Origin of the sequence: Paraburkholderia lebeckiae, assembly GCF_014201005.1 — a bacterium.
Taxonomy (GTDB): domain Bacteria; phylum Pseudomonadota; class Gammaproteobacteria; order Burkholderiales; family Burkholderiaceae; genus Paraburkholderia; species Paraburkholderia tuberum.
Genome location: NZ_JACHDK010000025.1, coordinates 24,055 through 45,127 on the forward strand (window position 1 = coordinate 24,055; position 21,073 = coordinate 45,127).

General features: G+C 65.9%; 21 protein-coding genes and 1 pseudogene. 9 read left to right on the forward strand and 13 right to left on the reverse strand.

What is annotated here, in order from left to right:
• Nucleotides 1–135: 135 nt before the first annotated feature.
• The 5 genes from HDG39_RS29595 to HDG39_RS29615 all read right to left on the reverse strand — a co-directional run bounded on the left by HDG39_RS29595 (nucleotide 136) and on the right by HDG39_RS29615 (nucleotide 3,426).
• Entirely contained in the window at nucleotides 136–444 is a 309-nt protein-coding gene (locus HDG39_RS29595) for a hypothetical protein (RefSeq protein WP_184011113.1), read from the reverse strand.
• Nucleotides 445–701: 257 nt separating this feature from the next.
• On the reverse strand, nucleotides 702–953 hold the full coding sequence (locus HDG39_RS29600; protein WP_184011115.1) for an Arm DNA-binding domain-containing protein: 252 nt from the start codon (nucleotides 951–953) through the stop codon (nucleotides 702–704).
• Nucleotides 954–1,274: 321 nt separating this feature from the next.
• Nucleotides 1,275–1,679, reverse strand: coding sequence for a RidA family protein (locus HDG39_RS29605; protein WP_184011117.1), 405 nt, complete (start codon nucleotides 1,677–1,679; stop codon nucleotides 1,275–1,277).
• A gap of 82 nt (nucleotides 1,680–1,761) precedes the next feature.
• Nucleotides 1,762–1,992, reverse strand: a complete 231-nt coding sequence (locus tag HDG39_RS29610) for a hypothetical protein (RefSeq protein ID WP_184011120.1) — start codon at nucleotides 1,990–1,992, stop codon at nucleotides 1,762–1,764.
• A gap of 213 nt (nucleotides 1,993–2,205) precedes the next feature.
• A complete protein-coding gene (locus tag HDG39_RS29615) occupies nucleotides 2,206–3,426 on the reverse strand; it encodes a Bcr/CflA family multidrug efflux MFS transporter (RefSeq protein ID WP_184011121.1) in 1,221 nt (406 codons plus the stop codon).
• 282 nt (nucleotides 3,427–3,708) lie between these two features.
• On the opposite strand from HDG39_RS29615, the gene HDG39_RS29620 reads away from it, so the two are divergent.
• From HDG39_RS29620 to HDG39_RS29640, 5 genes are all read left to right on the forward strand, one after another.
• Nucleotides 3,709–4,179 (forward strand): hypothetical protein, encoded by a 471-nt coding sequence (locus tag HDG39_RS29620; RefSeq protein WP_184011123.1) that lies wholly within the window; start codon nucleotides 3,709–3,711, stop codon nucleotides 4,177–4,179.
• 161 nt (nucleotides 4,180–4,340) lie between these two features.
• Nucleotides 4,341–5,624, forward strand: a complete 1,284-nt coding sequence (gene hemL, locus HDG39_RS29625; protein ID WP_184011125.1) for a glutamate-1-semialdehyde 2,1-aminomutase — start codon at nucleotides 4,341–4,343, stop codon at nucleotides 5,622–5,624.
• Between the two features lie 63 nt (nucleotides 5,625–5,687).
• Nucleotides 5,688–6,839 (forward strand): bifunctional diaminohydroxyphosphoribosylaminopyrimidine deaminase/5-amino-6-(5-phosphoribosylamino)uracil reductase RibD, encoded by a 1,152-nt coding sequence (gene ribD / locus HDG39_RS29630; RefSeq protein ID WP_184011128.1) that lies wholly within the window; start codon nucleotides 5,688–5,690, stop codon nucleotides 6,837–6,839.
• 15 nt (nucleotides 6,840–6,854) lie between these two features.
• Nucleotides 6,855–7,490 carry a riboflavin synthase gene (locus tag HDG39_RS29635; RefSeq protein ID WP_184011130.1) on the forward strand — a complete coding sequence of 212 codons (636 nt, stop codon included), beginning with the start codon at nucleotides 6,855–6,857 and terminating at the stop codon, nucleotides 7,488–7,490.
• A gap of 155 nt (nucleotides 7,491–7,645) precedes the next feature.
• Nucleotides 7,646–9,184, forward strand: a complete 1,539-nt coding sequence (locus HDG39_RS29640) for a TonB family protein (RefSeq protein WP_260328340.1) — start codon at nucleotides 7,646–7,648, stop codon at nucleotides 9,182–9,184.
• Nucleotides 9,185–9,597: 413 nt separating this feature from the next.
• On the opposite strand, the pseudogene HDG39_RS29650 reads toward HDG39_RS29640, so the two are convergent.
• From HDG39_RS29650 to HDG39_RS29685, 8 genes and pseudogenes are all read right to left on the reverse strand, one after another.
• Nucleotides 9,598–9,963: pseudogene (locus tag HDG39_RS29650) on the reverse strand (GTPase); the annotation flags it as partial.
• Between the two features lie 20 nt (nucleotides 9,964–9,983).
• Complete coding sequence (gene catA, locus HDG39_RS29655) at nucleotides 9,984–10,919, reverse strand: catechol 1,2-dioxygenase (RefSeq protein ID WP_184011134.1); 936 nt, start codon at nucleotides 10,917–10,919, stop codon at nucleotides 9,984–9,986.
• Nucleotides 10,920–10,997: 78 nt separating this feature from the next.
• On the reverse strand, nucleotides 10,998–11,288 hold the full coding sequence (gene catC / locus HDG39_RS29660; protein WP_026225988.1) for a muconolactone Delta-isomerase: 291 nt from the start codon (nucleotides 11,286–11,288) through the stop codon (nucleotides 10,998–11,000).
• A 27-nt stretch (nucleotides 11,289–11,315) separates the two neighbouring features.
• Nucleotides 11,316–12,452: a muconate/chloromuconate family cycloisomerase gene (locus HDG39_RS29665; RefSeq protein WP_018421515.1), complete on the reverse strand. Its 1,137-nt coding sequence runs from the start codon at nucleotides 12,450–12,452 to the stop codon at nucleotides 11,316–11,318.
• 260 nt (nucleotides 12,453–12,712) lie between these two features.
• Complete coding sequence (locus tag HDG39_RS29670; RefSeq protein ID WP_184011136.1) at nucleotides 12,713–14,356, reverse strand: GMC family oxidoreductase; 1,644 nt, start codon at nucleotides 14,354–14,356, stop codon at nucleotides 12,713–12,715.
• Nucleotides 14,346–15,011, reverse strand: a complete 666-nt coding sequence (locus HDG39_RS29675) for a gluconate 2-dehydrogenase subunit 3 family protein (RefSeq protein WP_184011138.1) — start codon at nucleotides 15,009–15,011, stop codon at nucleotides 14,346–14,348. The genes HDG39_RS29670 and HDG39_RS29675 overlap by 11 nt, the downstream gene beginning before the upstream one ends.
• Nucleotides 15,008–16,048: a hypothetical protein gene (locus HDG39_RS29680; protein ID WP_184011140.1), complete on the reverse strand. Its 1,041-nt coding sequence runs from the start codon at nucleotides 16,046–16,048 to the stop codon at nucleotides 15,008–15,010. Before HDG39_RS29680 ends, HDG39_RS29675 begins: the two co-directional genes overlap by 4 nt.
• 29 nt (nucleotides 16,049–16,077) lie before the next feature.
• Nucleotides 16,078–17,199 carry an enolase C-terminal domain-like protein gene (locus tag HDG39_RS29685; RefSeq protein WP_184011142.1) on the reverse strand — a complete coding sequence of 374 codons (1,122 nt, stop codon included), beginning with the start codon at nucleotides 17,197–17,199 and terminating at the stop codon, nucleotides 16,078–16,080.
• A 328-nt stretch (nucleotides 17,200–17,527) separates the two neighbouring features.
• On the opposite strand from HDG39_RS29685, the gene ribBA reads away from it, so the two are divergent.
• The 4 genes from ribBA to HDG39_RS29705 all read left to right on the forward strand — a co-directional run bounded on the left by ribBA (nucleotide 17,528) and on the right by HDG39_RS29705 (nucleotide 21,009).
• Entirely contained in the window at nucleotides 17,528–18,661 is a 1,134-nt protein-coding gene (gene ribBA / locus HDG39_RS29690; RefSeq protein ID WP_184011144.1) for a bifunctional 3,4-dihydroxy-2-butanone-4-phosphate synthase/GTP cyclohydrolase II, read from the forward strand.
• Nucleotides 18,662–18,709: 48 nt separating this feature from the next.
• Nucleotides 18,710–19,222: a 6,7-dimethyl-8-ribityllumazine synthase gene (gene ribH, locus HDG39_RS29695; protein ID WP_018421521.1), complete on the forward strand. Its 513-nt coding sequence runs from the start codon at nucleotides 18,710–18,712 to the stop codon at nucleotides 19,220–19,222.
• Nucleotides 19,219–19,653 (forward strand): transcription antitermination factor NusB, encoded by a 435-nt coding sequence (gene nusB / locus HDG39_RS29700; protein ID WP_184011146.1) that lies wholly within the window; start codon nucleotides 19,219–19,221, stop codon nucleotides 19,651–19,653. Before ribH ends, nusB begins: the two co-directional genes overlap by 4 nt.
• A 159-nt stretch (nucleotides 19,654–19,812) precedes the next feature.
• Complete coding sequence (locus HDG39_RS29705; RefSeq protein ID WP_184011148.1) at nucleotides 19,813–21,009, forward strand: pyridoxal phosphate-dependent aminotransferase; 1,197 nt, start codon at nucleotides 19,813–19,815, stop codon at nucleotides 21,007–21,009.
• Nucleotides 21,010–21,073: the final 64 nt, after the last annotated feature.

The window sequence follows — 21,073 nt, forward strand, 5'->3', positions numbered from 1 at the left end:
TCCGTATAGATGAGGTCGCACCACCTTATGACGGATCGAGAGCCAGCATCAATGCGTCGCGCTCTGAATTTATGCAAACGACTGTCAAATGAAAAAATTTGCCGCTTCGCTGCGGCCGGTGGCCTTAGTTGTCCTCTACCGGTCGACCTTGTATCGGGTCGAAGTCCGCCAGCCGTGCGCTGCCGTTCTTGAGTTTCCTTGCGCGTCGTACCGCCGTCGCGCTTCGTAAACAATGTGTTGCCATTCGGTTGATGCGGCTCGTTCCCGGCAAATCTCAACCAGCAGTTCGCCGAGGTCGTGGCGTTTCGTCGCGACGCCAAGCCCGCCCCGCATAAGACGCAATCCGTTGTGCAGCAGCGACACGCGGGCCTTCGCCGCGCCGTATTCCGCCGAACCCGGCAGAATGAACCTCACGGACTGCTCAGCGGGAGCGAGCGCCATCATGAGGTGGGCGCGCTGCGGTTCCAGCGCTTCGGCAGTTGCTTGTCGAGCTGGCCGCGCCAGCGCGCGGGTTGTCGCCGCTGCGGTGGCCGCGCACCGTCACCTAGTCGAGAACCGGTTCGATGCGCCCGCGAAGGCGCGACGCGTTTTGGGCTTTCATCGCGCACATCGGCTCCAGCACCTTCATGACGAGCGCGGTTCGACGGCGGCGAGCGGAAGTTCGCCGAATACCGGCCCGGCGTAGGTCCTGATGGTGTTCATCACTGACTGACCTGCTTCGCGTTCTTACAGCCGTTGCGGTGAACGTCGATATAGGCCGTCGCGCACGCGGCGAACGTCATGCCCTTTGCCTTTTCGACCTTCGCCGCTGTCCGCTCGCCCTGCCGGGCGTCGAGCGGATCAACGCCGTCAAGTAGCTGGCGGCAGCATTCGAGCGCAAGCCGGCGGGCGTCAGCCAGTCCGACAGCGCGCAAAGGTCCGACACCAATGTAGCGGGCGCGGCCTTGGCGCATGTGGCGATACAGCCTAGGACTTGACGCCCGCCGTCGCGATTTGCAGATACAAGCCATTGTCGTCACAGTCGTAGTCGCCCGCCTCGGCGGTACGATCAACGAATGCGTGGGGAAGTCGGCTAACTGCCTTAGCCATGAGCCAGATTCCGTGGCACTCCAACCCCGTCAATTCTCGTGAATGACGGGGTTTTGTTTTTGCGACTCTGAAAACGCCGTCGGTTTGGAACGTGTTGAATTCAAACCGTCCGCCTGCTCAACACACTTCAGGCAGGCATCGAAATGCGAGCGGAAACTCGCGAATTCCGTTGCCACCATCACGAACTAAACCATCGCCACCGCCTCAACCTCGATCTTGAACCCATAGTGCAACTGCGGCACCGGCACGACCGCGCGCGCCGGCCTTGCCTCGCCGGCCCAGCCCGCATAGATCTGATTGAAGCTCGCCCAATGTTCGACATCGACGACATACACGCGCACCTGCACCAGTTGCGCGACGCTGCTGCCGACGCTTTCGAGCGCCGCCTTCACATTGGCCAGAACCTGTTCGGCCTGCGCGTCGAACGACGCATCGGCGAGCTTTTCGCCTTGCGCGTTGATCGGCAATTGCCCGGACACGAAGACGAAGCCATTCGCGACCGCGACATGACTGTAGTGGCCGCCCGGTTTCGCCAGCGCGGCCGGATTGTCGGTATGGGGCAAATGTAAGGCGTGCGTGCTATCGGTCATCAACCACTCCAGAAGTGAAAATCTCGGAGCGATTCATCGCCGTGCTTCATTCAGCACGAACCCGCGCAGAACGCAACACGCATCACGCGCCCGCCATCTCGAGCTTTTCGCGCGCATCCGCGCAACGACGATTCAGATCGCGATGCATCAACTGGCTATCGAGCAGAGCCGATACATCCGTCAAACCGTGATCAAAGCGCAACACGTATTCGATGTCGGTGTAATCGTAATAAGCGCCGCTGTCGGCCAGCCGTTGCGCTTCGGCGAATGCGGCAAATTGCCGTTCGCCGTTCATCAGGTCTTTGATCGCCATGAATGCCGCTCCGAGGAACAGTGACTTCATCATAGCAATGCAAACCGCGACGCACGGTGGTGCGCGCGCAACACCAGGTGTTTTCCGGAGACGCGTCCGATGAACTCACGCGTCGGCCGATGCCCACAACCGGAATAGCACGATCGTCATCCAGTTTTCACGCCGTTTCACAGCGCTCGCGCAGTGCTCACCCTCGATATCCGAACAACACGCTCACACAGCCGCAACCGGCGACTTTGTCCCGTGCCAACGCATCACGAGCATGCGTCCGACAAAGCACAGACAGCCCGCCACGCCGACCACGATACCCATGCCCTTCGGCGTGCCGTCCTGCCACAGTCCGACCGCGAGGCTCGACAGTGCGCCGAGCGCGAGTTGCACCGCGCCGAACACGGCCGCCGCGGCGCCCGCGTTGGCGGGATAGCGATGCATCAGATCGGTCGTGCAGTTGGCGGACAACACGCCCACCACGCTGACGACGAAGAACAGCCCGAACACGATCGACCATAAGCCGCCCCACCCCGTCAGCGACACGACACACACGAACAGCGACGCGACGAAGCTCACGATCGCCGCGAACGAGATGATCGGCACCGGCCCGAGCCGGCCGACGAGCCGCGTGTTCAGGTAATTGCCGAAGATGATGCCGACAATGTTCAGCGCGAACAGGAATCCATAGTGCTGCGCGGACACGTGGAAATACTCGATGTATACGAACGGTGTCGCCGTGATGTACGCGAACATCGACGCGAACGCCATGCCGCCGCACAACATGTGTCCCCACGCGACCGGATCGCGCAGCAGCGTGCCATACGCGCCGAACGACTTCAGCAGCGCCGACTGCGCGCGCATCTCGCGCGGCCACGTCTCCGGCACCTTCAGGAATGCGGTCACCGCGCACACGGAACCGAACAGCGTCAGCGCGACGAACACGGCGCGCCAGCCGCCCAGCAGCAGCAACTGTCCGCCGATCAGCGGCGCGAGCAGTGGACCGATCGCCGTGACGATCGCGATCATCGACAGGACGCGCGCCGCGTCGCCCGGCTCGTGCGCGTCGCGCGCGATCGCGCGAGCCAGCACCGACGCCGCGCCCGCGCCCAACGCCTGCACGAAGCGGAAACCGACCAGCGAGCCGATCGAGACCGACAGCGAGCAGGCGATGCTGGCGAGCGCATACATGATGATGCCGCCAAGCAGGATCGGCCGACGGCCATACGTATCGGACAGCGGACCGTACAGCAGCATGCCGATCGAAAAGCCGAACATGAAGCTCGTGAGCGTCGATTGCGCGGCGCCCGTGCCGACCGCGAACGCCTGCGCGATGGTCGGCAGGCTCGGCAGATACATGTCGATGGAGATCGGCCCGCACGCGGCCAGCGCGCCGAGCAACAGGATCAGCCGGCCATCGGGCCGGCGTCTGACGACGTGAGACATGGGAAATCCGGATGGAACGCCGCGCCGGCATCGGCAGCGGAACGGTGAAGCGGGAACGGCCATCAGTTGACCGGCTCGATTGTACGCGACGGTTAATCCGCTGACGGCGCTCGTGGCCCGCTGCGTGGACGTTGCGCGACAGCGCCGCGCGGCGCAATCAGCCTCGATCGGTTAAGCTGCCGCCTGCATGTCCAACGCGCTTCCGTACGCGCAGCTTGACGTCGCGACATAAAAGGCTCGACGTCGCGCAACCCCCTTCCCCTGATCCCGTTCGAACCCGCGATGACCGCCTTCCTGTTGATCTGGAGCCCCAAAAAATGGCCGTGGCCCGAGTTGCCCGACATCGCGAAACGCGTGGCGGCCGGCGACGCGGTGGCCGACGTGTGGGGCTGCGGCTTTGCGCGCGGCATCCTGCCCGGCGATCGCGTGTTCCTGCATCGCGTCGCGCAGGAGCCGAAGGGCATCTTCGGTTCGGGCTACGTGACGCGCGCGCCCTACGAAGTCCCCGACGCGTCGACCAAACGCGGCTACCGGCTGTGCATCGATTTCGTCTACGACTGGCTCGTCGATGCGCATCACGCGCCGGTCATCACGCGCGATCAGCTGCGTGTGCATCCGTTGTCGGTGCAGACGTGGGATGCGCAAAGCTCGGGCACGATCATCAAGCCGATCGCCGAAGGCGCGCTGGAGAAGCGCTGGGCCGAATTGACCGGCAGGCGCAAACCGCCGACGATACCCGCAACGGGCAGCTAGGCGAAACACGCGCCGCCGCGACCGCCCGCCCGCACAGCCCGCCGGCGCCGACTCCGGTACAATTTCTCGATCCACCCCAGCATCGCGCGAAGGGTCCGCGGGAATCGTCCGAGGCCCCTTGCGCCGCTGCGCAACCCCTGCTCCCTATTCCAGCCATCGCCATGTCCAGAAACGAAACCCTCTTCGAACGCGCGCAACGCACGATCCCCGGCGGCGTGAATTCGCCGGTGCGCGCTTTCCGTTCCGTCGGCGGCACACCGAGTTTCATCGAGCGCGCGCAAGGCCCGTACTTCTGGGACGCGGACGGCCAGCGCTATACCGACTACATCGGCTCGTGGGGCCCCATGATCCTCGGCCACGTTCATCCCGAAGTGCTGGAAGCCGTGCAGCGCGCGCTCGTGAATGGCTTTTCGTTCGGCGCGCCGACCGAGTCGGAAGTCGAGATCGCCGAGGAAATCTGCAAGCTGGTGCCGTCGATCGAACAGGTGCGCATGGTGTCGAGCGGCACCGAGGCGACGATGAGCGCGCTGCGTCTCGCGCGCGGCTTCACGAACCGCAGCCGCATCGTCAAGTTCGAAGGCTGCTATCACGGCCACGCGGACAGCCTGCTCGTGAAGGCCGGCTCGGGCCTCCTGACCTTCGGCAATCCGACCTCGGCGGGCGTGCCGGTCGATATCGCGAAGCACACCACCGTGCTCGAATACAACAACGTCGCCGAGCTCGAAGAAGCATTCAAGGCGTTCGGCAACGAGATCGCCTCGGTGATCGTCGAGCCGGTCGCTGGCAACATGAACCTCGTGCGCGCGACCCCTGAATTCCTGCAGGCGCTGCGGCGCCTGTGCACCGAGTACGACGCGGTGCTGATTTTCGACGAAGTGATGTGCGGCTTCCGCGTCGCGCTCGGCGGCGCGCAGCAACTCTACGGCATCACGCCGGACCTCACCTGTCTCGGCAAGATAATCGGCGGCGGCATGCCGGCGGCGGCGTTCGGCGGCCGGCGCGACATCATGGCTCACCTCGCGCCGCTCGGCGGCGTCTATCAGGCGGGCACGCTGTCGGGCAATCCGATCGCGGTCGCGGCCGGCCTGAAGACGCTGCAGCTGATCCAGACGCCCGGCTTCTACGACACGCTCGCCGTGCGCACCACGCGTCTCGCGCAAGGGCTCGCGCGGGCGGCACGCGAAGCGGACGTGCCGTTCGCGGCCGATGCGCTCGGCGGCATGTTCGGCATCTACTTTCGCGAATCGATCCCAACGAGCTTCGCCGAGGTCACCAAGAGCGATGTGCCGCGCTTCAACGCGTTCTTCCACAAGATGCTCGACGCGGGCGTGTACTTCGCGCCGTCCGCGTATGAGGCCGGCTTCGTGTCGAGCGCCCACGACGACGCGGTGATCGACGCGACGATCGATGCCGCGCGCGGCGCGTTCGCAGCGCTGAAGGGCTGAAGCCGGGCCCGAAGCAAAGGCCGCAACCCGCACGACCCAGACACCGCACCACAACGGACACCGATGTTCTCGCAAACCGATTTCGTCCACATGGAACGCGCGCTCGCGCTCGCGAAGCGCGGCATGTACACGACCGACCCGAACCCGCGGGTCGGTTGCGTGCTCGTCAGAAACGGCGAGGTGATCGGCGAAGGCTTCACGCAGCCGGCCGGCCAGGATCACGCCGAAATTCGCGCGCTGAAAGACGCGCGCTCGCGCGGCCACGACCTGCGCGGCGCGACCGCCTACGTGACGCTCGAACCGTGCAGCCATTTCGGCCGCACGCCGCCGTGCGCGAACGCGCTGATCGAAGCGCAGATCGGCCGCGTGATCGCGGCGATGGAAGATCCGAACCCGCACGTCTCCGGCCGCGGTCTCGCGATGCTGCGCGAAGCCGGTATCGAAGTGCGCTGCGGGCTGCTCGCGAACGAAGCGCGGGAGCTGAACATCGGCTTCGTGTCGCGCATGACGCGCGGCCGTCCGTGGGTGCGCATGAAAGTGGCGGCGTCGCTCGATGGCCGCACCGGCTTGCCGTCGGGTGAGAGCCAGTGGATCACGAGCGCGGCCGCGCGGGCCGACGGTCATGCGTGGCGTGCGCGCGCGTCGGCGATCCTGACCGGCATCGGCACTGTGCGCGAGGACAATCCGCGCATGACCGTGCGCGCGGTCGATACACCACGCCAACCGCACCGCGTGCTGATCGACAGCCAGCTCGACGTGCCGCTCGACGCGCAGATCCTGGCCGGCGCGCCGACCCTGATTTTCTGCGGCGAGCTCGACGCGCGGCTCGAAAAACGCGCGAGCGCGCTGCGCGAGCGCGGCGCCGAGATCGTGCCGCTGCCGAACGCATTCGGCAAGGTGGATCTCCCGCGCATGCTGAGCGTGCTCGGCGAGCGTCACGTCAACGAGCTGCACGTCGAAGCCGGCTACAAGCTGAACGGCTCGCTGCTGCGCGAAGGCTGCGTCGATGAACTGCTGGTCTATCTCGCGCCGAGCCTGCTCGGCGTGGACTCGATGAGCATGTTCAACCTGGACGCGCCCGACCGGCTCGAAGACCGCGTGAAGCTGAATTTCCACACGGTCGAGCGGATCGGCGACGATCTGCGGATCCTCGCGCGTTTCGCGCCGGCAGCCTTACCCGGGACCGACGCCGTGTCCCCCACCGTTTCGAAATGATCAAGGACTAGCACGATGTTTACAGGAATCGTCGCGGCAGTGGGCCGCATCGAATCAGTCGAGCCGCTCGGCACGGGCGGCGACGCGGGCGTGCGCCTGAACGTCGAGGCGGGCGGGCTCGACCTCGCCGATGTGCAGCTCGGCGACAGCATCACGATCCAGGGCGCCTGCATGACGGTGGTCGCGAAGACCGCTCATTCGTTCGAGGTCGACGTGTCGCGCGAGAGCCTGAACCGCACGGCCGGTCTCGGCGAAACCGGCGAGGTCAATCTCGAGAAAGCGCTGCGCGCGCATGACCGGCTCGGTGGACATATCGTGTCCGGACACGTCGACGGGCTCGGTATCGTCACGCGATTCGCCCCGGTCGGCGAATCGCACGAGCTGCGCATTCTCGCGCCGCGCGACATCGGTCGTTATCTCGCGTACAAGGGATCGATTACGGTCAATGGCGTGAGCCTGACCGTGAACTCCGTCGTTGATCGCGACGACGGCTGCGAGTTCTCGATCAATCTGATTCCGCATACCGTGCAGGTGACGGCGCTCAAGCATCTGCACGACGGGGAAAAAGTGAATCTGGAGATCGATCTGATTGCGCGGTATGTGGAGCGGATGCTCAATGCGCCGCGCGATGGCGATCCATCCTCGACGTAACCTGGCCACTTGCCTCGAGACCGTTACGCGATACCTGGAGCACATGCTCGGTGCGTATCGGGAAAGCGATCGATCTGCGCAGCAAGCCGGTTTGGGCGAGGCGAATCCGGGGCCGTGACCCAGCGCGCGTGCACGATCCGAAGCTGACAAACACAATGAAAGAGCCGCACCTGCTCCGTCGCTGGAATCCGCTGCGTGTGCACCTGACGAAAGCGTCGCTAATCCTCGCCTGCATCGTCGGTACGGGCGCAGCCAGTGCCACGATCACGTCGACACCGAACTTCGTGTCCGCGCAGAGCCTGGCCTGCACCTACGGCTTGTCCAACGACGATCTGAAGTCCGCCGGCGCTGCGGTCGCGCAGTCGCCGCGCCCCAATGCGATCGTGCGCGCATGGGTCGACGAACGTGGACAGATCGGCGACGCGGTCGTCGAAGTCTCGTCCGGCAATCCGGCGTTCGACAACCTCGCTCTTCAGGCATCGCGGCGTGCCCAGTGCAGCCCCTTCACGGGCATGGACAATCAGCCCGTGGCGGTCGAAACGAATTTCGTTTTCAAGCTGCCGCACGCGAGCGGCGATACGGCTCGCTCCGGCGCAGGCGTCGCGGCGGCCGCGAGCAACGCGGGCTCCACACGACTGCCGTCTTCTCCTGCGGGCGCGACCGGTTCTTCGCTGCTGTCGACCGCCTTGCCGTTTCTACCCGGCAAACCGCTCGATGCCGCCGAACTGGCCAACCGCTTGGGCATCGCGGCCGGCTCGTCCAAAGCGAAGCTGCTCGCGGACTGGGCGCAGAAGCTGACAGCCGATCCGGACATTCAGCGCTACTACTTTTCCTCCGACAGCAATGCGGCTACGGCGGGTTCCGCTGTGCTCGCTCGCGCGCTAGGTGTGCTGGACGGCATGGCGCGCATCTCGCAGCAGGATCGCGAACAGCTGATGAGCCTGACGACGCGCGCGCTGAACGACGCACCGCCCGATTGCGGCGGGCTCAAGAATCTGCAACTGATCACGTCGCGCTATCTGTCGATGGATAAGGAGACCGACGCGGAACTGCAGTCGCAACTGCAGGCGATGTTCAACCTCGTCAAACAGTCGACGCAAACCACGCCGCTGCCGCAAGTCACGCCAGGACAACGGCTGCGCGGGCAACTGGCGCTGTCGGCGTCGCTCGCGGACGCGCTGAATCGCGACCCTTCCGAGGCCGATGATCTGGGGCTGTTGACGAGCGGCCGCCAAGGCGAGCTTTCGCCCGAGGCGTGGTGCAAGGCCATGCGCTTTTACCGCCAGGCGTTCGATAAAACGCCGCAACCCGCGCGCGAATGGATCACGCTAGCGGAACTCGACAGCAGCAGACGTTCGGCGGCGTCACTGATCTCGGCGCTGACAAATTTCGCTTCGGCGGCGCCTCGACAACCGGCGTCCGCGCCGAAAGTATTCGACTACGCAGAACTCGTCCGGCAACGCGTGCAGCCCAATATCGTCTGGAATGGCAAGACCGGGCATCGCGAAACCGTGGTCGAAGTGCACTGCACGTCGTCTGGCAGCCTCGAATCGGTAAAGATCGTTCGATCGAGTGGCGATCGGGCGTGGGACAAGGCCGCCATCGAGGCGGTCAAGCGCTCCGACCCGATGCCGCGCAATGAAAGCGGTGAGGCACCACGGTCGTTCACGATCACGCTGAGGCCTGGCGTTTGAAAGGCGCTTCAGAAAGTTTCCGACCGCACCTGCGACTTCAGATCGAGCAAGCCTTCCTCATGCATCGCCAACGACGCCTCGAGACGTCGCGCGAGCATCGTCATCTGAGCGATCGACGCGCGGCACCGTTGCGCGGCATGGCCGGACGGACTCAGCACGCACTCGCGAATCGCGTGGCTGAGCGCCGCGTGAAGGCGTCCGTAGTCGACGCCCGCAAGTTCCCGCACCGGTCCATTTGCGCCCGCCCGCTCGACGACGATATCGTCGAAACCCACATCGTCAGCGAGTTCGATGGTCGCGACCGAAGCGTCGGGCTCGATCAGATAGTCGCCCAACAGCCTGCCTGCCTCGCGACGATACAGCTCGAAGATCGACTGCGACGGCGCGTTGCACAGCCCGATCACGTCATGCGTCGCCGCATGCGCATCGAGCAACGCGGCGTCGTCGGGGAGCTGGTCGACTTGCGACAGCACGAACAGCGTTTGCCGCCCGGTCCTGACGCGGTCGGCGTCGAGCTCGGTCAACAGCGTCAGTTCTTTCGCGTCGAGTTCGCCCTCTTTCGCGGCATGCACGAACAGGCGAATGTCGGACTTCAGCCACGCGGCGCGCAACGCTTCTCGGTCGTCTTCGCTGCCGACGTCGGCGTCGAGTCCGGGTGCGTCGAGCCAGCGCACGCCCTGATGCACGCTATCGCCCAGGCGCACCGTTTCGCGCCGGTCGGAGACCGCGAACGCATCGCGGCCCAACAGCTCGTTGAGCAGGCTGCTCTTACCCGTCGCCACGGCGCCGCCTCGTGCGATTACGCTTCGGCCGAAGCGCGCAGACGATGGACGAGCTGGTTGTCCTTACCCTGGACCAGCGGGGTGATCGTGAAGTTGAACTCGATTTCCCTGTACGCATCGGCCTTCAGGCCCAGCGCCGCGCCACCGCTTTTCTCGACGACCGGCGGAATCAGCTCTTCGCGCGTTGCATACGCGAAGTCGTCCCAGATCAGCGGATCGCCTTCGATGTTGAACTGCGTGGTCAGCTTGCGATGGCCGTCGCTGCTGACGAAGAAGTGCACGTGCGCCGGACGGTTGCCGTGGCGGCCCAGCACGTTCAGCAGCTGCTGCGTCGAGCCGTGCGGCGGGCAGCCGTAGCCTACCGGCATCAGCGTGCGGAATTCGTACTTGCCGTCGGCGCCGGTCTTCACCGCGCCGCGCAGGTTGAAGTCGCTCTGCGCGCCGGTCGGATCGAAGTGCGAGTAGAAGCCCTTCGAGTTCGCGTGCCAGCACTCGACGACCGCGCCGGCGACCGGCTTGCCGTCCAGATCCTTGACCGTGCCGCGAATCACCAGCGGGCCCGCGTCTTCGTCGGCGTTGATGTCGATCTTCGAGACGCCCTCGCGCACCGTCGCGCCGGCGACGTACAGCGGGCCTTCGATCGTACGCGGCGTGCCGCCTTCGAGACCGATCTTCTTGTCCTCGGCGTCCATGCGGATGTCGAGATACTTCTCGAGACCGAGGCCGGCCGCCAGCAGCGCCGCTTCGCCGTCCTGACCGAGCTTGTTCAGATAGTTGACGCCGGCCCAGACTTCGTCGGGCGTGATGTCGAGGTCATCGATTGCCTTGAACAGGTCGCCCAGCAGACGGAAAACGATCTGCTGGAAACGCGCGTTGCCATTCCCGGCATCGACGTTGGAAGCGGCTTTCAGCAGATCCTGCACTTCTTTGGTTTCAAATACTTTGACGCTCACGATGACTGTCTCCAGTTGGTATAGGGGGAAAAGATGGCTTTGGATGCGCTCGCCGTCAAAAGCGCCTGGCCCCTGGGCTCAGATGTCGTCGTCCCGAATCGACGACGGGTGACGACACAGAGGCGTCACCGAAATCTTCATGTACGGGAACAGAGGCAAGCCGGACAGAATGTCGTGAAGTTCGGCATTGCTCTCTACATCGAAGATGCTGTAATTCGCGTACTCGCCAACGAGGCGCCAGATATGACGCCACTTGCCGCTACGCTGGAGCTCCTGCGAGTAAGCCTTCTCGCGGGTCTTGATTTCGTTCGCCACTTCGGCCGGCATGTCGACCGGCAGGTGCACGTCCATTCGCACATGGAAAAGCATCGTTGAATCCTCTTGATCTAAATCCGTTTAGCGGGTGACCTTCATCAGCCCGTCTCGCGTGAATCGTTTGACCTTCGCCTCGTCGAGTTCGATGCCGAGACCCGGGCCGTTCGGCACGGTCAGTTCGAAGTCGCTGTAGTCGAGCGGCGTGGTCAGAATTTCTTCGGTGATCAGCAGCGGCCCGAACAGTTCGGTGCCCCATTGCAGATTCGCGAAGCTCGCGAACAGGTGCGCCGACGCCACCGTGCTGAACGCGCCTTCGAGCATCGTGCCGCCGTACAGCTCGATGCCGGCGGCATCTGCGATCGCGGCCACGCGCTGCGCGGCGAACAGGCCGCCGCTCTGTTCGATCTTGATCGCGAACACATCGGCGCCGCCGTTCTTCGCGATCTCGAACGCGCTGTCCGGGCCTTGCAAGACTTCGTCGGCCATCAGCGCGACCGGGAAGCGGCGCATCAGTCGCGCGAGCGCCGCGGCGGACGCGACGGGCTGCTCGACCAGATCGCAGCCCGCGTCGGCCAGCGCCGGAATCGCCCAGGCGGCCTGGGTCTCGCTCCACGCCATGTTCACGTCGACGCGCACCGCGGCGCGCTCGCCGACCGCTTTCTTGATCTCGGCGACGTGCTTGATGTCGGTCTTCAGTTCCTTCGCGCCGATCTTCAGCTTGAAGACGTTGTGGCGGCGCACGTCGAGCATGTGCCCGGCTTCGGCGATGTCCTTCGCGGTATCGCCCGACGCGAGCGTCCACGCAACCGGCAGGCGCTCACGACGACGGCCGCCGAGCAGTTCGCTCACCGGCACGCCGAGACGCTTGCCTTGCGCGTCGAGCAGCGCGGTTTCGAGCGCGCTCTTCGAAAAATGATTGAGCTTGACCAGCTTGCCGAGGTGCGCCATCAGCGCCTGGATCTGCGTCGCGTCCTTGCCGATCATCGCCGGGGCGAAGTAGGCGTCGATCGCGAGCTTCATTGCTTCGGGGCTTTCCGGGCCATAGGCCATGCCGGCGATCGTGGTGCCTTCGCCAATCCCGACGATGCCGTCGCTGCAGTACACCTTGACCAGCATCAGCGTCTGCCCGTACATCGTGGCGACCGACAGCTTGTGAGGGCGGATCGTCGGCAAATCGACGAGGCGGGTTTCGATACGTTCGATGGTCGCTTGGGGCATGGCGGCTGCGGCGGGAAGTGAGTTCATTGGATGTTTTTATACCCTTCGCCCGTTTGGCCCGTCCAATACTTTTCCTGTCCTTTTTCATACCTGCAGGGTATGGTGGGGTCAGCAAGCCCGGCCTTTCTATGGGTATCGCATTGCACCATGCAGCTGGGGCATTCGAAAAGAGGCCGTTTTTGCGCCTCAAACATGACGTGAGTCAATGTTCGATGCATGCAGAGCATGTTGTGTACCACGCGGATCGCGCAGTGAGTACGCTACAACTCGCCGCGCGCGGCCAGCGCGGCGATGCGCTCGGCGGTGCGACACGCGATCGCCTGAATCGTCAGCGACGGATTCACGCCGCCGACGGTCGGAAACACCGAGCCGTCGCACACCCACAGGTTGCGGATGTCCCAACTGCGGCAGTCCGCGTCGACGACGCTCGTCGACGGATCGTCACCCATGCGCGCGGTGCCGTTGAGGTGGCAGGCGTCGTCGGTCTCTCGCCAGATCTCCTTGCCGCCGGCGGCCGCGAGCGCCTGCTCCATGAAGTCGAGCGAATGCGCGATGAGCCGCTTGTCGTTGTCGGACCATGAATAGGTGACGCGCGCGATCGGCAGCCCGTACTGATCCTTCTCGTCGGCAAGCGTCACGCGGTTGCGCTCCTGCGGCAGCATCTCGCCGACGATCTTCAGCCCCGCCTGGTGGTTGTACTTGAGCATCTCCGCGCCGAGCGCGTCGCCCCACAAGCCGCGGCCGTTCTGCACCGCGACCCATCCGTTCGGCAGCGGCCCCTGGCTCATGTAGCAGTAGCCGCCGAAAAAATCTTTGCCCTTGTCTTCGTAGTTCCAGTGCTCGGTGAGCGCGAGCGACGGCGGCCCCTTGTACCAGCGGATGTCTTCATCGAAGGTGCCGTAGACGGCCTGATTCGACTGCGCCATCAGGTTTTTGCCCACAAGTCCCGAACTGTTCGCGAGTCCGTCGGGAAAGCGGCTGTTGGCCGACATCAGCAACAGGCGCGGCGTTTCGATCGCGTAGCCGGCCACCACCACGTGCTTCGCGCGCTGGAATCGCCAGCGTCCTTCGCGCAGATATTCGACGCCGGTGGCGAGCCCCGCGTCGTTGGTGACGACGCGGCCGACCATCGCCAGATCGCGCACCTCGGCGCCGGCTCGAAGCGCACGCGGGATCCACGTGACGAGCGCGCTTTGCTTCGCGTTGGTCGCGCAGCCGGACACGCAAAAGCCGCGGTACACACACGGATGCGCGCGGCCACGGGGCGCGGAGAGGGTCGCGAGCGGCGTCGGGCTCCAGCCGATGCCGAGCGCCTCGGCGCCGCGCGCGAGCACCAGCGCCGCCGCGTTCAGCTCATGCGCGCGATACGGATAGCGCGGCCGCTTTGGCCCCCACGGATAGTTCACCGGTCCGGAGATTTTCAGCGCGTCCTCGACCTCGCCGTAGTAGTGCCACATCTCGCGCCAGTCGAGCGGCCAGTCGGCACCATAGCCGAGCACGCTGCGCGACTTGAACCACTCGGGCCGAAAACGCAGCGACACCATCGCGAAATGGACCGTGCTGCCGCCCACCGCCTTGCCGCTGTTGTTGTTGCCGAGCTTCAGCGGATTGTCGCCGTCGCAGATGCGCTCGTCGGTCCAGAACAGGTTTTCCTGATGCGCTTCGTCCGACGCGAATTCTTCGAGCGGACGCCACCACGCGCCGGCATCGAACGCGACGACCTTGAAGCCTTTCTCCGCGAGCCGGCACGCGAGCGTGCCACCGCCTGCGCCGGTGCCGACGATCGCGAAATCGACCTCCTCGCCGTCAGGGTACGTGCGCATCGGCACCCAGCCGCCGCGCTGGAACACGTCGGGTGCGCGGCCGTCCTTGCCGCGCGGCCGTTGCTGCGCGTCATCGGACACGGCGGTTCTCCTTCGCGGCCTGCTCACGGGTGTCGGGCGTCGCTTCGACCGCCTCCCACGGATCGCGCCGGTTCAGGTACATGCGCACATAGCCGCGCGGATTCGCCGGGCCGCCGAAGCCGATCTCGCTCCACGCGTGCGGGTGCGAGTAGTAGAGCCCGCAGATGTCGTGCAGCACGCGCTCGCCGAAGAACAGCTTCGACGGCATGCCGCGCCACGCGGGGTTCGTCAGTTCGCCGCGTTGCATCTGGCCGAGCAGCGCGATCTGCGTGTCCTCCGCGAGGCTCGCGAACGGCAGGCCGCCGCGCTCGCGGCACTCGGCATCGAGCGCGGCGAGGCCGATACGCCAAGCGTCGCGCATCGGCGGCAAACGGGCGTCGCGGTAGCCGTCGTTGCCATTGCCGGCGAGCCGCGCGTCGAGCAGCGCGGCGAGCGGCACCACCGGTTGCGCATTCGCTTGCGGCACGATGCGGGCGCACAGCGACGTGACCGCGAGCCATTCGACCGCGTTGAAAAAGCGCGGCTCGAGCGGTGTCGCGAGGCGTTCGGCGATCACCGCGCGGGTGTGCGCGTCCCACGACGGCGTCGTGCGTTTGTCGAGCACGTCATAGCCGGGATAGCGGGTGGCTCGGGTCGAGCGTGGTCGGTTGGTCATTTTTCACTCTCCCGCAGACGCAGTGCGGCGAGCCCGGCGAGCGCCAGCGCGGAAAAGCTCGGCGGCGCGGGCAGCGGCGGCCCGTCGAACAGATTCTGGCTCCAGTTGCGCCAGCCGCCCTGACGACGCGCGATCCCGCGCGCGTGAAAACCCGCGCCGACAAGGCCGAGCACGGTCGTGATGCGTAACCAGAGCCGCGTGTACCAGCGCTCGCGCGGAGCGGACAACGCGGCATGCGCGAGCAGCGCCGCGGTGATGGGCGCAATGCTGACCGGCGCGTACATCGCGCGATGCTGAAACGCGCCACGAAAATGCAGCAGCGCGGCCTCCCCCACCGTGCCGACGAGACCCGCCGCGACCAGCAGACCGAGCGCCTGACCGGCCGGCATGCCGAGCAGTTGCGGGTCGTCTGCGGGCTCGTCGCGCAAGCGTTCGGCGACGGCACCGAGCGCGCCTGACAGCAGCAACGCGCTCGGCGCGCCGAGCGGTGCCGCGTGAAACAGGTTGTTCCAGCTCCAGCCGCCCGGCCGCTTCATCACGTTGTAGAAATGGAAGCCCGTGCCGGCGATGCCCGTCGCCGCCGCGGCCAGATAGATCGCATGGCGCGCGCGATGCGTCTGGCCGCGACGATCCGCGCCACCATGCAGGCCCGCGGCGAGCGACAGACTCGCGCTGACGAGTGGCGTGAACATCGCGGGGTTGTCGAACGAGCCGCGGTAGTGCTCCATCGCGCTGTCGGCGAGCACCGACAGCGCGAGCAGCGCGGAGCTGTGACTGAAGGTGCGGGCCGCTTCGACGTGTGCCTCCACCTCGGCGGTGGGTTCACTCGCGTGCACGCGCGCCGGCGCGCGCTGACGGCTGGGGGCGGCACACGTCGGGAACGTCCCGGGTGCCCGACGCTCGTGGTGTTGCGGGCCGGTCTCACGCCGTTCGCGATGCGACTCAGGTCTTCCCGCGCCGCGCGCGGCCAACGCCGCCGCGAGGGCCGTCACCGCCGCCGCCGTGTACAGCAATCCGGGTACGCGTGAAGAGCCCATCGATATCGCTTCCTTGTCCGTGGCCTGCTTTATTTGATGAGGTAGCGCTCGGCGTCACCATGCTTGAACTCGAGCCCGCAACCGGGCCGCGACAGATCCGGCTCCATCTGGCCGTCGCGCAACCGCGGCGCACCGTCGAACAGCATGGCTTCGATTCGGGCGTGGTCATGGAACCACTCCTGATGCCGCAAGCGCGGCGCCGCGCACGCGACGTGCAGATGCAGCGCCGGTGCGCAATGCGCGGACAGCGGCACGTGATACGCGTCGCACAGCGCGGCGGCCCGCAGAAAGCCGGTGATGCCGCCGCAACGGCTCGCGTCGGCCTGCAGCACGTCGACCGCCCCCGCCGCGAGCAGGTGGCGGAAGTCGTCGAGCGTATAGCCGTATTCGCCGGCGGCGATCTCCATGCCGGCCGGCACGCGCTCGCGTACGCCGCGCAGGCCCGCTTCGTCGTCCGAAGACACGGGCTCCTCGAACCAGCTCACCTCGTGCTCGGCTAAACGTTGCGCGTAGTACAGCGCCCGTTGCGGCGTGAACGCGCCGTTCGCGTCGACGAACAGGCCCGCGCCGCCGATCGCCGCGCGCGCCGCCGCGACGCGCGCCGGGTCCTTGTCCGGCTCGCTGCCGATTTTCATCTTTACCCACCGGCAGCCGTCCTGCGCGACCCAACCGGCGAACTGCTGCTGCAAGCGCTGGTTCGTATACGTGGTGAAGCCGCCGCTGCCGTAAGCCGGCACGGCCGCGCGCAACGCGCCGAGCAGCCCGACGAGCGGCACGTCGAGCAGCTTCGCCTTCAGGTCCCACAGCGCGCAGTCGATTGCCGAAATGGCTGTCGCGGCCAATCCCGCGCGGCCGAGATTGCGCACCTGGCGTTGCAACCGTTGCCAATGCGCGCCGACATCCAATCCGTCGTGATTCAGCACGCAGGCGGCGAGCGCGCCCTGGATCAGCGCGACGATGCAGGCATCGCTGTACGTGTAGCCGATGCCGGTGTCGCCGCCCGCGTCAACCTCGACGACGACCAGCGTGGTCGCGTCCCACGCGAACGTGCCGTCGGCCTCCGGCGCGTCGGTCGGAATGCGGTACGCGCTCGCGCGCAGCGCGGTCACGGGCGCCTGCGACGCGCCCCCGCTCGTGGCGCCGCGCTTCATCGACGCGCTCCTTGCGCGCACGCGTGACGCCCTTCATTGATGCAACAGCCGACGTTCCCCGACATTCCGTTCTCCGGGTGGTAGTGAGACGAAGCTGCCTGCTGCCTCGCAAGTACCGTTCCGCACTATTGCAATCCGTAAAGCGGGCCGCGCTCGAGCACACTTCGCGTTGCCGCCAACGCCAGTCGCGCGCTCGCCTACCGTTTCGAGGAGCATGGCAACCCCGCCCGGCTCGTCACAGTCGGCCAAACGGCCTATGTCGTCTGGCGGAGGCGACTTGGACTCGCGCGTGGCGTAAAATACGCGCTTTCCCGAAAAACTCGCCAACATGACGCTCGCCTCCACCCAAGAGATCATTGCCGAACTGAAAGCCGGCCGGATGGTGATCCTCGTCGACGAAGAAGACCGCGAAAACGAGGGCGACCTCGTGATCGCCGCCGAGTTTGTCACTCCGGAGGCGATCAATTTCATGGCTCGCTACGGCCGCGGCCTGATCTGCCTGACGCTGACCCAGGATCGCTGCAAGCAGCTGAACCTGCCGCTGATGACCTACCGCAACGGCACGCAGTACGGCACCGCGTTCACGGTCAGCATCGAAGCGGCCGAAGGCGTGACGACCGGCATCTCGGCGGCCGACCGGGCCCGCACGATCGCGGCCGCGGTCGCGCCGGACGCCAAGGCCGAGCACATTGTGCAGCCGGGCCATATCTTCCCGATCATGGCCCAGCCGGGCGGCGTGCTGGTGCGCGCCGGCCATACCGAGGCCGGCTGCGACTTCACGAGGCTCGCGGGCCTCACGCCGGCCGCGGTGATCTGCGAAGTGATCAAGGACGACGGCACGATGGCGCGTCTGCCGGACCTGCTCGAGTTCAGCAAGGAACACGGCCTGAAGACCGGCACGATCGCCGATCTGATTCACTATCGCAGCCGCACCGAGTCGATCGTCGAGCGTGTTTGCGAACGTACGATGCAAACCGCGCACGGCGCGTTCCGCGCGGTCATGTATCTCGATCAGCCGAGCGGCCAGCCGCACATCGCGCTGGTGCGCGGCACGCCGATGCCCGATCGAGACACGCCGGTGCGCGTGCACGAGCCGCTGTCGGTGCTCGATCTGCTCGAAGTCGGCGAATCCACCCATTCGTGGACGCTGGACGCGGCCATCAAAGAAATCGCAGAACGCGATCTCGGCGTGGTCGTGCTGCTGAACTGCGGCGACTCGAAAGATCATCTGATCGACGTCTTCAAGGCGTTCGACTCGAAGGAAAAAGCGGACGCGCTGAAGCGCCGGCCGGTCGACTTCAAGACCTACGGCATCGGCGCGCAGATTCTGCGCGAACTCGGCGTCGGCAAGATGCAGGTGCTGTCGAACCCACGCAAGCTCGGCAGCATGTCGGGTTATGGTCTCGAAGTCACGGGCTTCATTCCGATGCCCGGCAGCAAAACGCAAGCCCCGCAAGTCTGATCCTGCCACTCACGCGCCTCGCGCCCACTCAAACACTACGGAATTCATATGGAAATCGGACAATACCAACCGAATCTCGACGGCGACGGACTGCGCATCGGCATCGTCCAGGCGCGCTTTAACGAACCCGTCTGCAACGGCCTCGCCGACTCCTGCATCGAAGAACTCGAACGCCTCGGCGTGACCGGCCAGGACGTGCTGCTCGTCACGGTACCGGGCGCGCTGGAAATCCCGCTCGCGCTGCAAAAGCTCGCGGAAAGCGCGCAATTCGACGCGCTGATCGCGCTCGGCGCGGTGATCCGCGGCGAGACCTACCACTTCGAGCTGGTTTCGAACGAAAGCGGCGCGGGCATCACGCGCATCGGCCTCGACTTCGGCATTCCGGTCGCGAACGCGGTGCTGACCACCGAGAACGACGAGCAAGCCGTCGCGCGCATGACCGAGAAGGGTCGCGACGCCGCGCGCGTGGCTGTCGAAATGGCGAACCTCGCGGTCGCGCTCGAGCAGCTCGGCGGCGATGACGACGAAGATGAAGACGAAGGCGACGAGGAAGAGGCATGAAGAGCGCACGCCGACGCTCCCGCGAACTGGCCACGCAGGGGCTTTACCAGTGGCTGCTGTCGGGCTCGCCCGGCGGTGAGATCGACGCGCAACTGCGCGGCGCGCAAGGTTACGACAAGGCTGACCACGAGCATCTGAACGCGATCCTGCATGGCGTGATGCGCGATTCCGAAGCGCTTTCCGCCGCGATCGCGCCGTGCCTCGACCGTCCGATCGATCAGCTGTCGCCGGTCGAACGAGCGGTGCTGCTGGTCGCCGCGTTCGAACTGAAGAATCACGTCGACATTCCGTATCGCGTGGTCATCAACGAAGCGGTCGAGCTGACCAAGACGTTCGGCGGCTCGGACGGCTACAAGTACGTGAACGGCGTGCTCGACAAGCTCTCGGCGCAACTGCGCGCCACCGAAACGCATGCGGCTCGCAAGAGCTGAGCGCGGCGCCGCTGGGGCCATGCCGCGCATCGGCTCCTTGCCACGTCGCACTGCACAGGGCGAAGCACCTCGATCGCCCGCGAGGACGGCGCTGCGCGCATCGATGAGCGCATCGTTTGATGGGTAGGCGCCGTCCTGCTTCTGAACTGGACTGACCGTATGAACTCCGTGACCGAACCTCTCGTGCGGCTTGCCGCGCGCGTCGATGCCATCCAGCCTTTCTACGTGATGGAACTGGCCAAGGAAGCCACGCTGCTCGAACGCGCGGGGCGCGACATCATTCACATGGGCATCGGCGAGCCGGATTTCACGGCGCCCGAGCCGGTCATCGAGGCGGCCGCGAGCGCGCTGCGCCGCGGCGTCACGCAGTACACCAACGCGCTCGGCGTGCACGCGCTGCGCGATGCGATTTCCGCACATTACGCCGAGTTCTACGGCATCGACGTGGATCCGGCGCGGATCGTGGTCACGGCGGGCGCGTCTGCGGCGCTGCTGCTGGCCTGCGCGGCGCTCGTCGATCGCGATGACGAAGTGTTGATGCCCGACCCGTGCTATCCGTGCAACCGCCATTTCGTGATCGCCGCCGAAGGCAAGCCGGTGATGGTGCCGAGCGGGCCGGCCGAGCGCTTCCAGCTGACCGCCGCCGACGTCGAACGCCTGTGGGGCGAGCGCACCCGCGGCGTACTGCTCGCGTCGCCGTCGAATCCGACCGGCACGTCGATCGAGCCGGCCGAACTCCAGCGCATCGTCAAGGCCGTGCGCGCGCGCGGCGGCTTCACGATCGTCGACGAGATCTATCAGGGCCTCAGCTACGACGCGAAGCCGGTGTCGGCGCTGTCGTTCGGCGACGACGTAGTCACCGTCAACAGCTTCTCGAAGTACTTCAACATGACCGGCTGGCGCCTCGGCTGGCTCGTCGTGCCGCCCGCGATGGTCAGCGCACTCGAAAAGCTCGCGCAGAACCTGTTCATCTGCGCGTCGGCGCTCGCGCAGCACGCGGCGCTCGCCTGTTTCGACCCGGCAACGATCGCGATCTACGAAGCGCGGCGCCTCGAATTCAAGCGACGCCGCGACTTCATTGCGCCGGCGCTCGAATCGCTCGGCTTCTCCGTACCGGTGATGCCGGACGGCGCGTTCTACGTGTACGCGGACTGCCGTGGCGTCGCGCATCCGGCGGCCGGCGACAGCGCGGCGCTCACGAAGGCGATGCTGCACGATGCCGGGGTCGTGCTGGTGCCGGGCATGGACTTCGGCACGCACGCGCCGAAGGACTACATCCGGCTGTCGTATGCGACCGCGTATCCAAAGCTCGAAGAGGCGGTCGAGCGGCTGGCAAAGCTGTTCGGGCGGCATTGACGCATCGGGATTGATTCGGCAGCAACCGGCCTGCCAGACGCAAAAAAAAAGACACCTGCGAGGG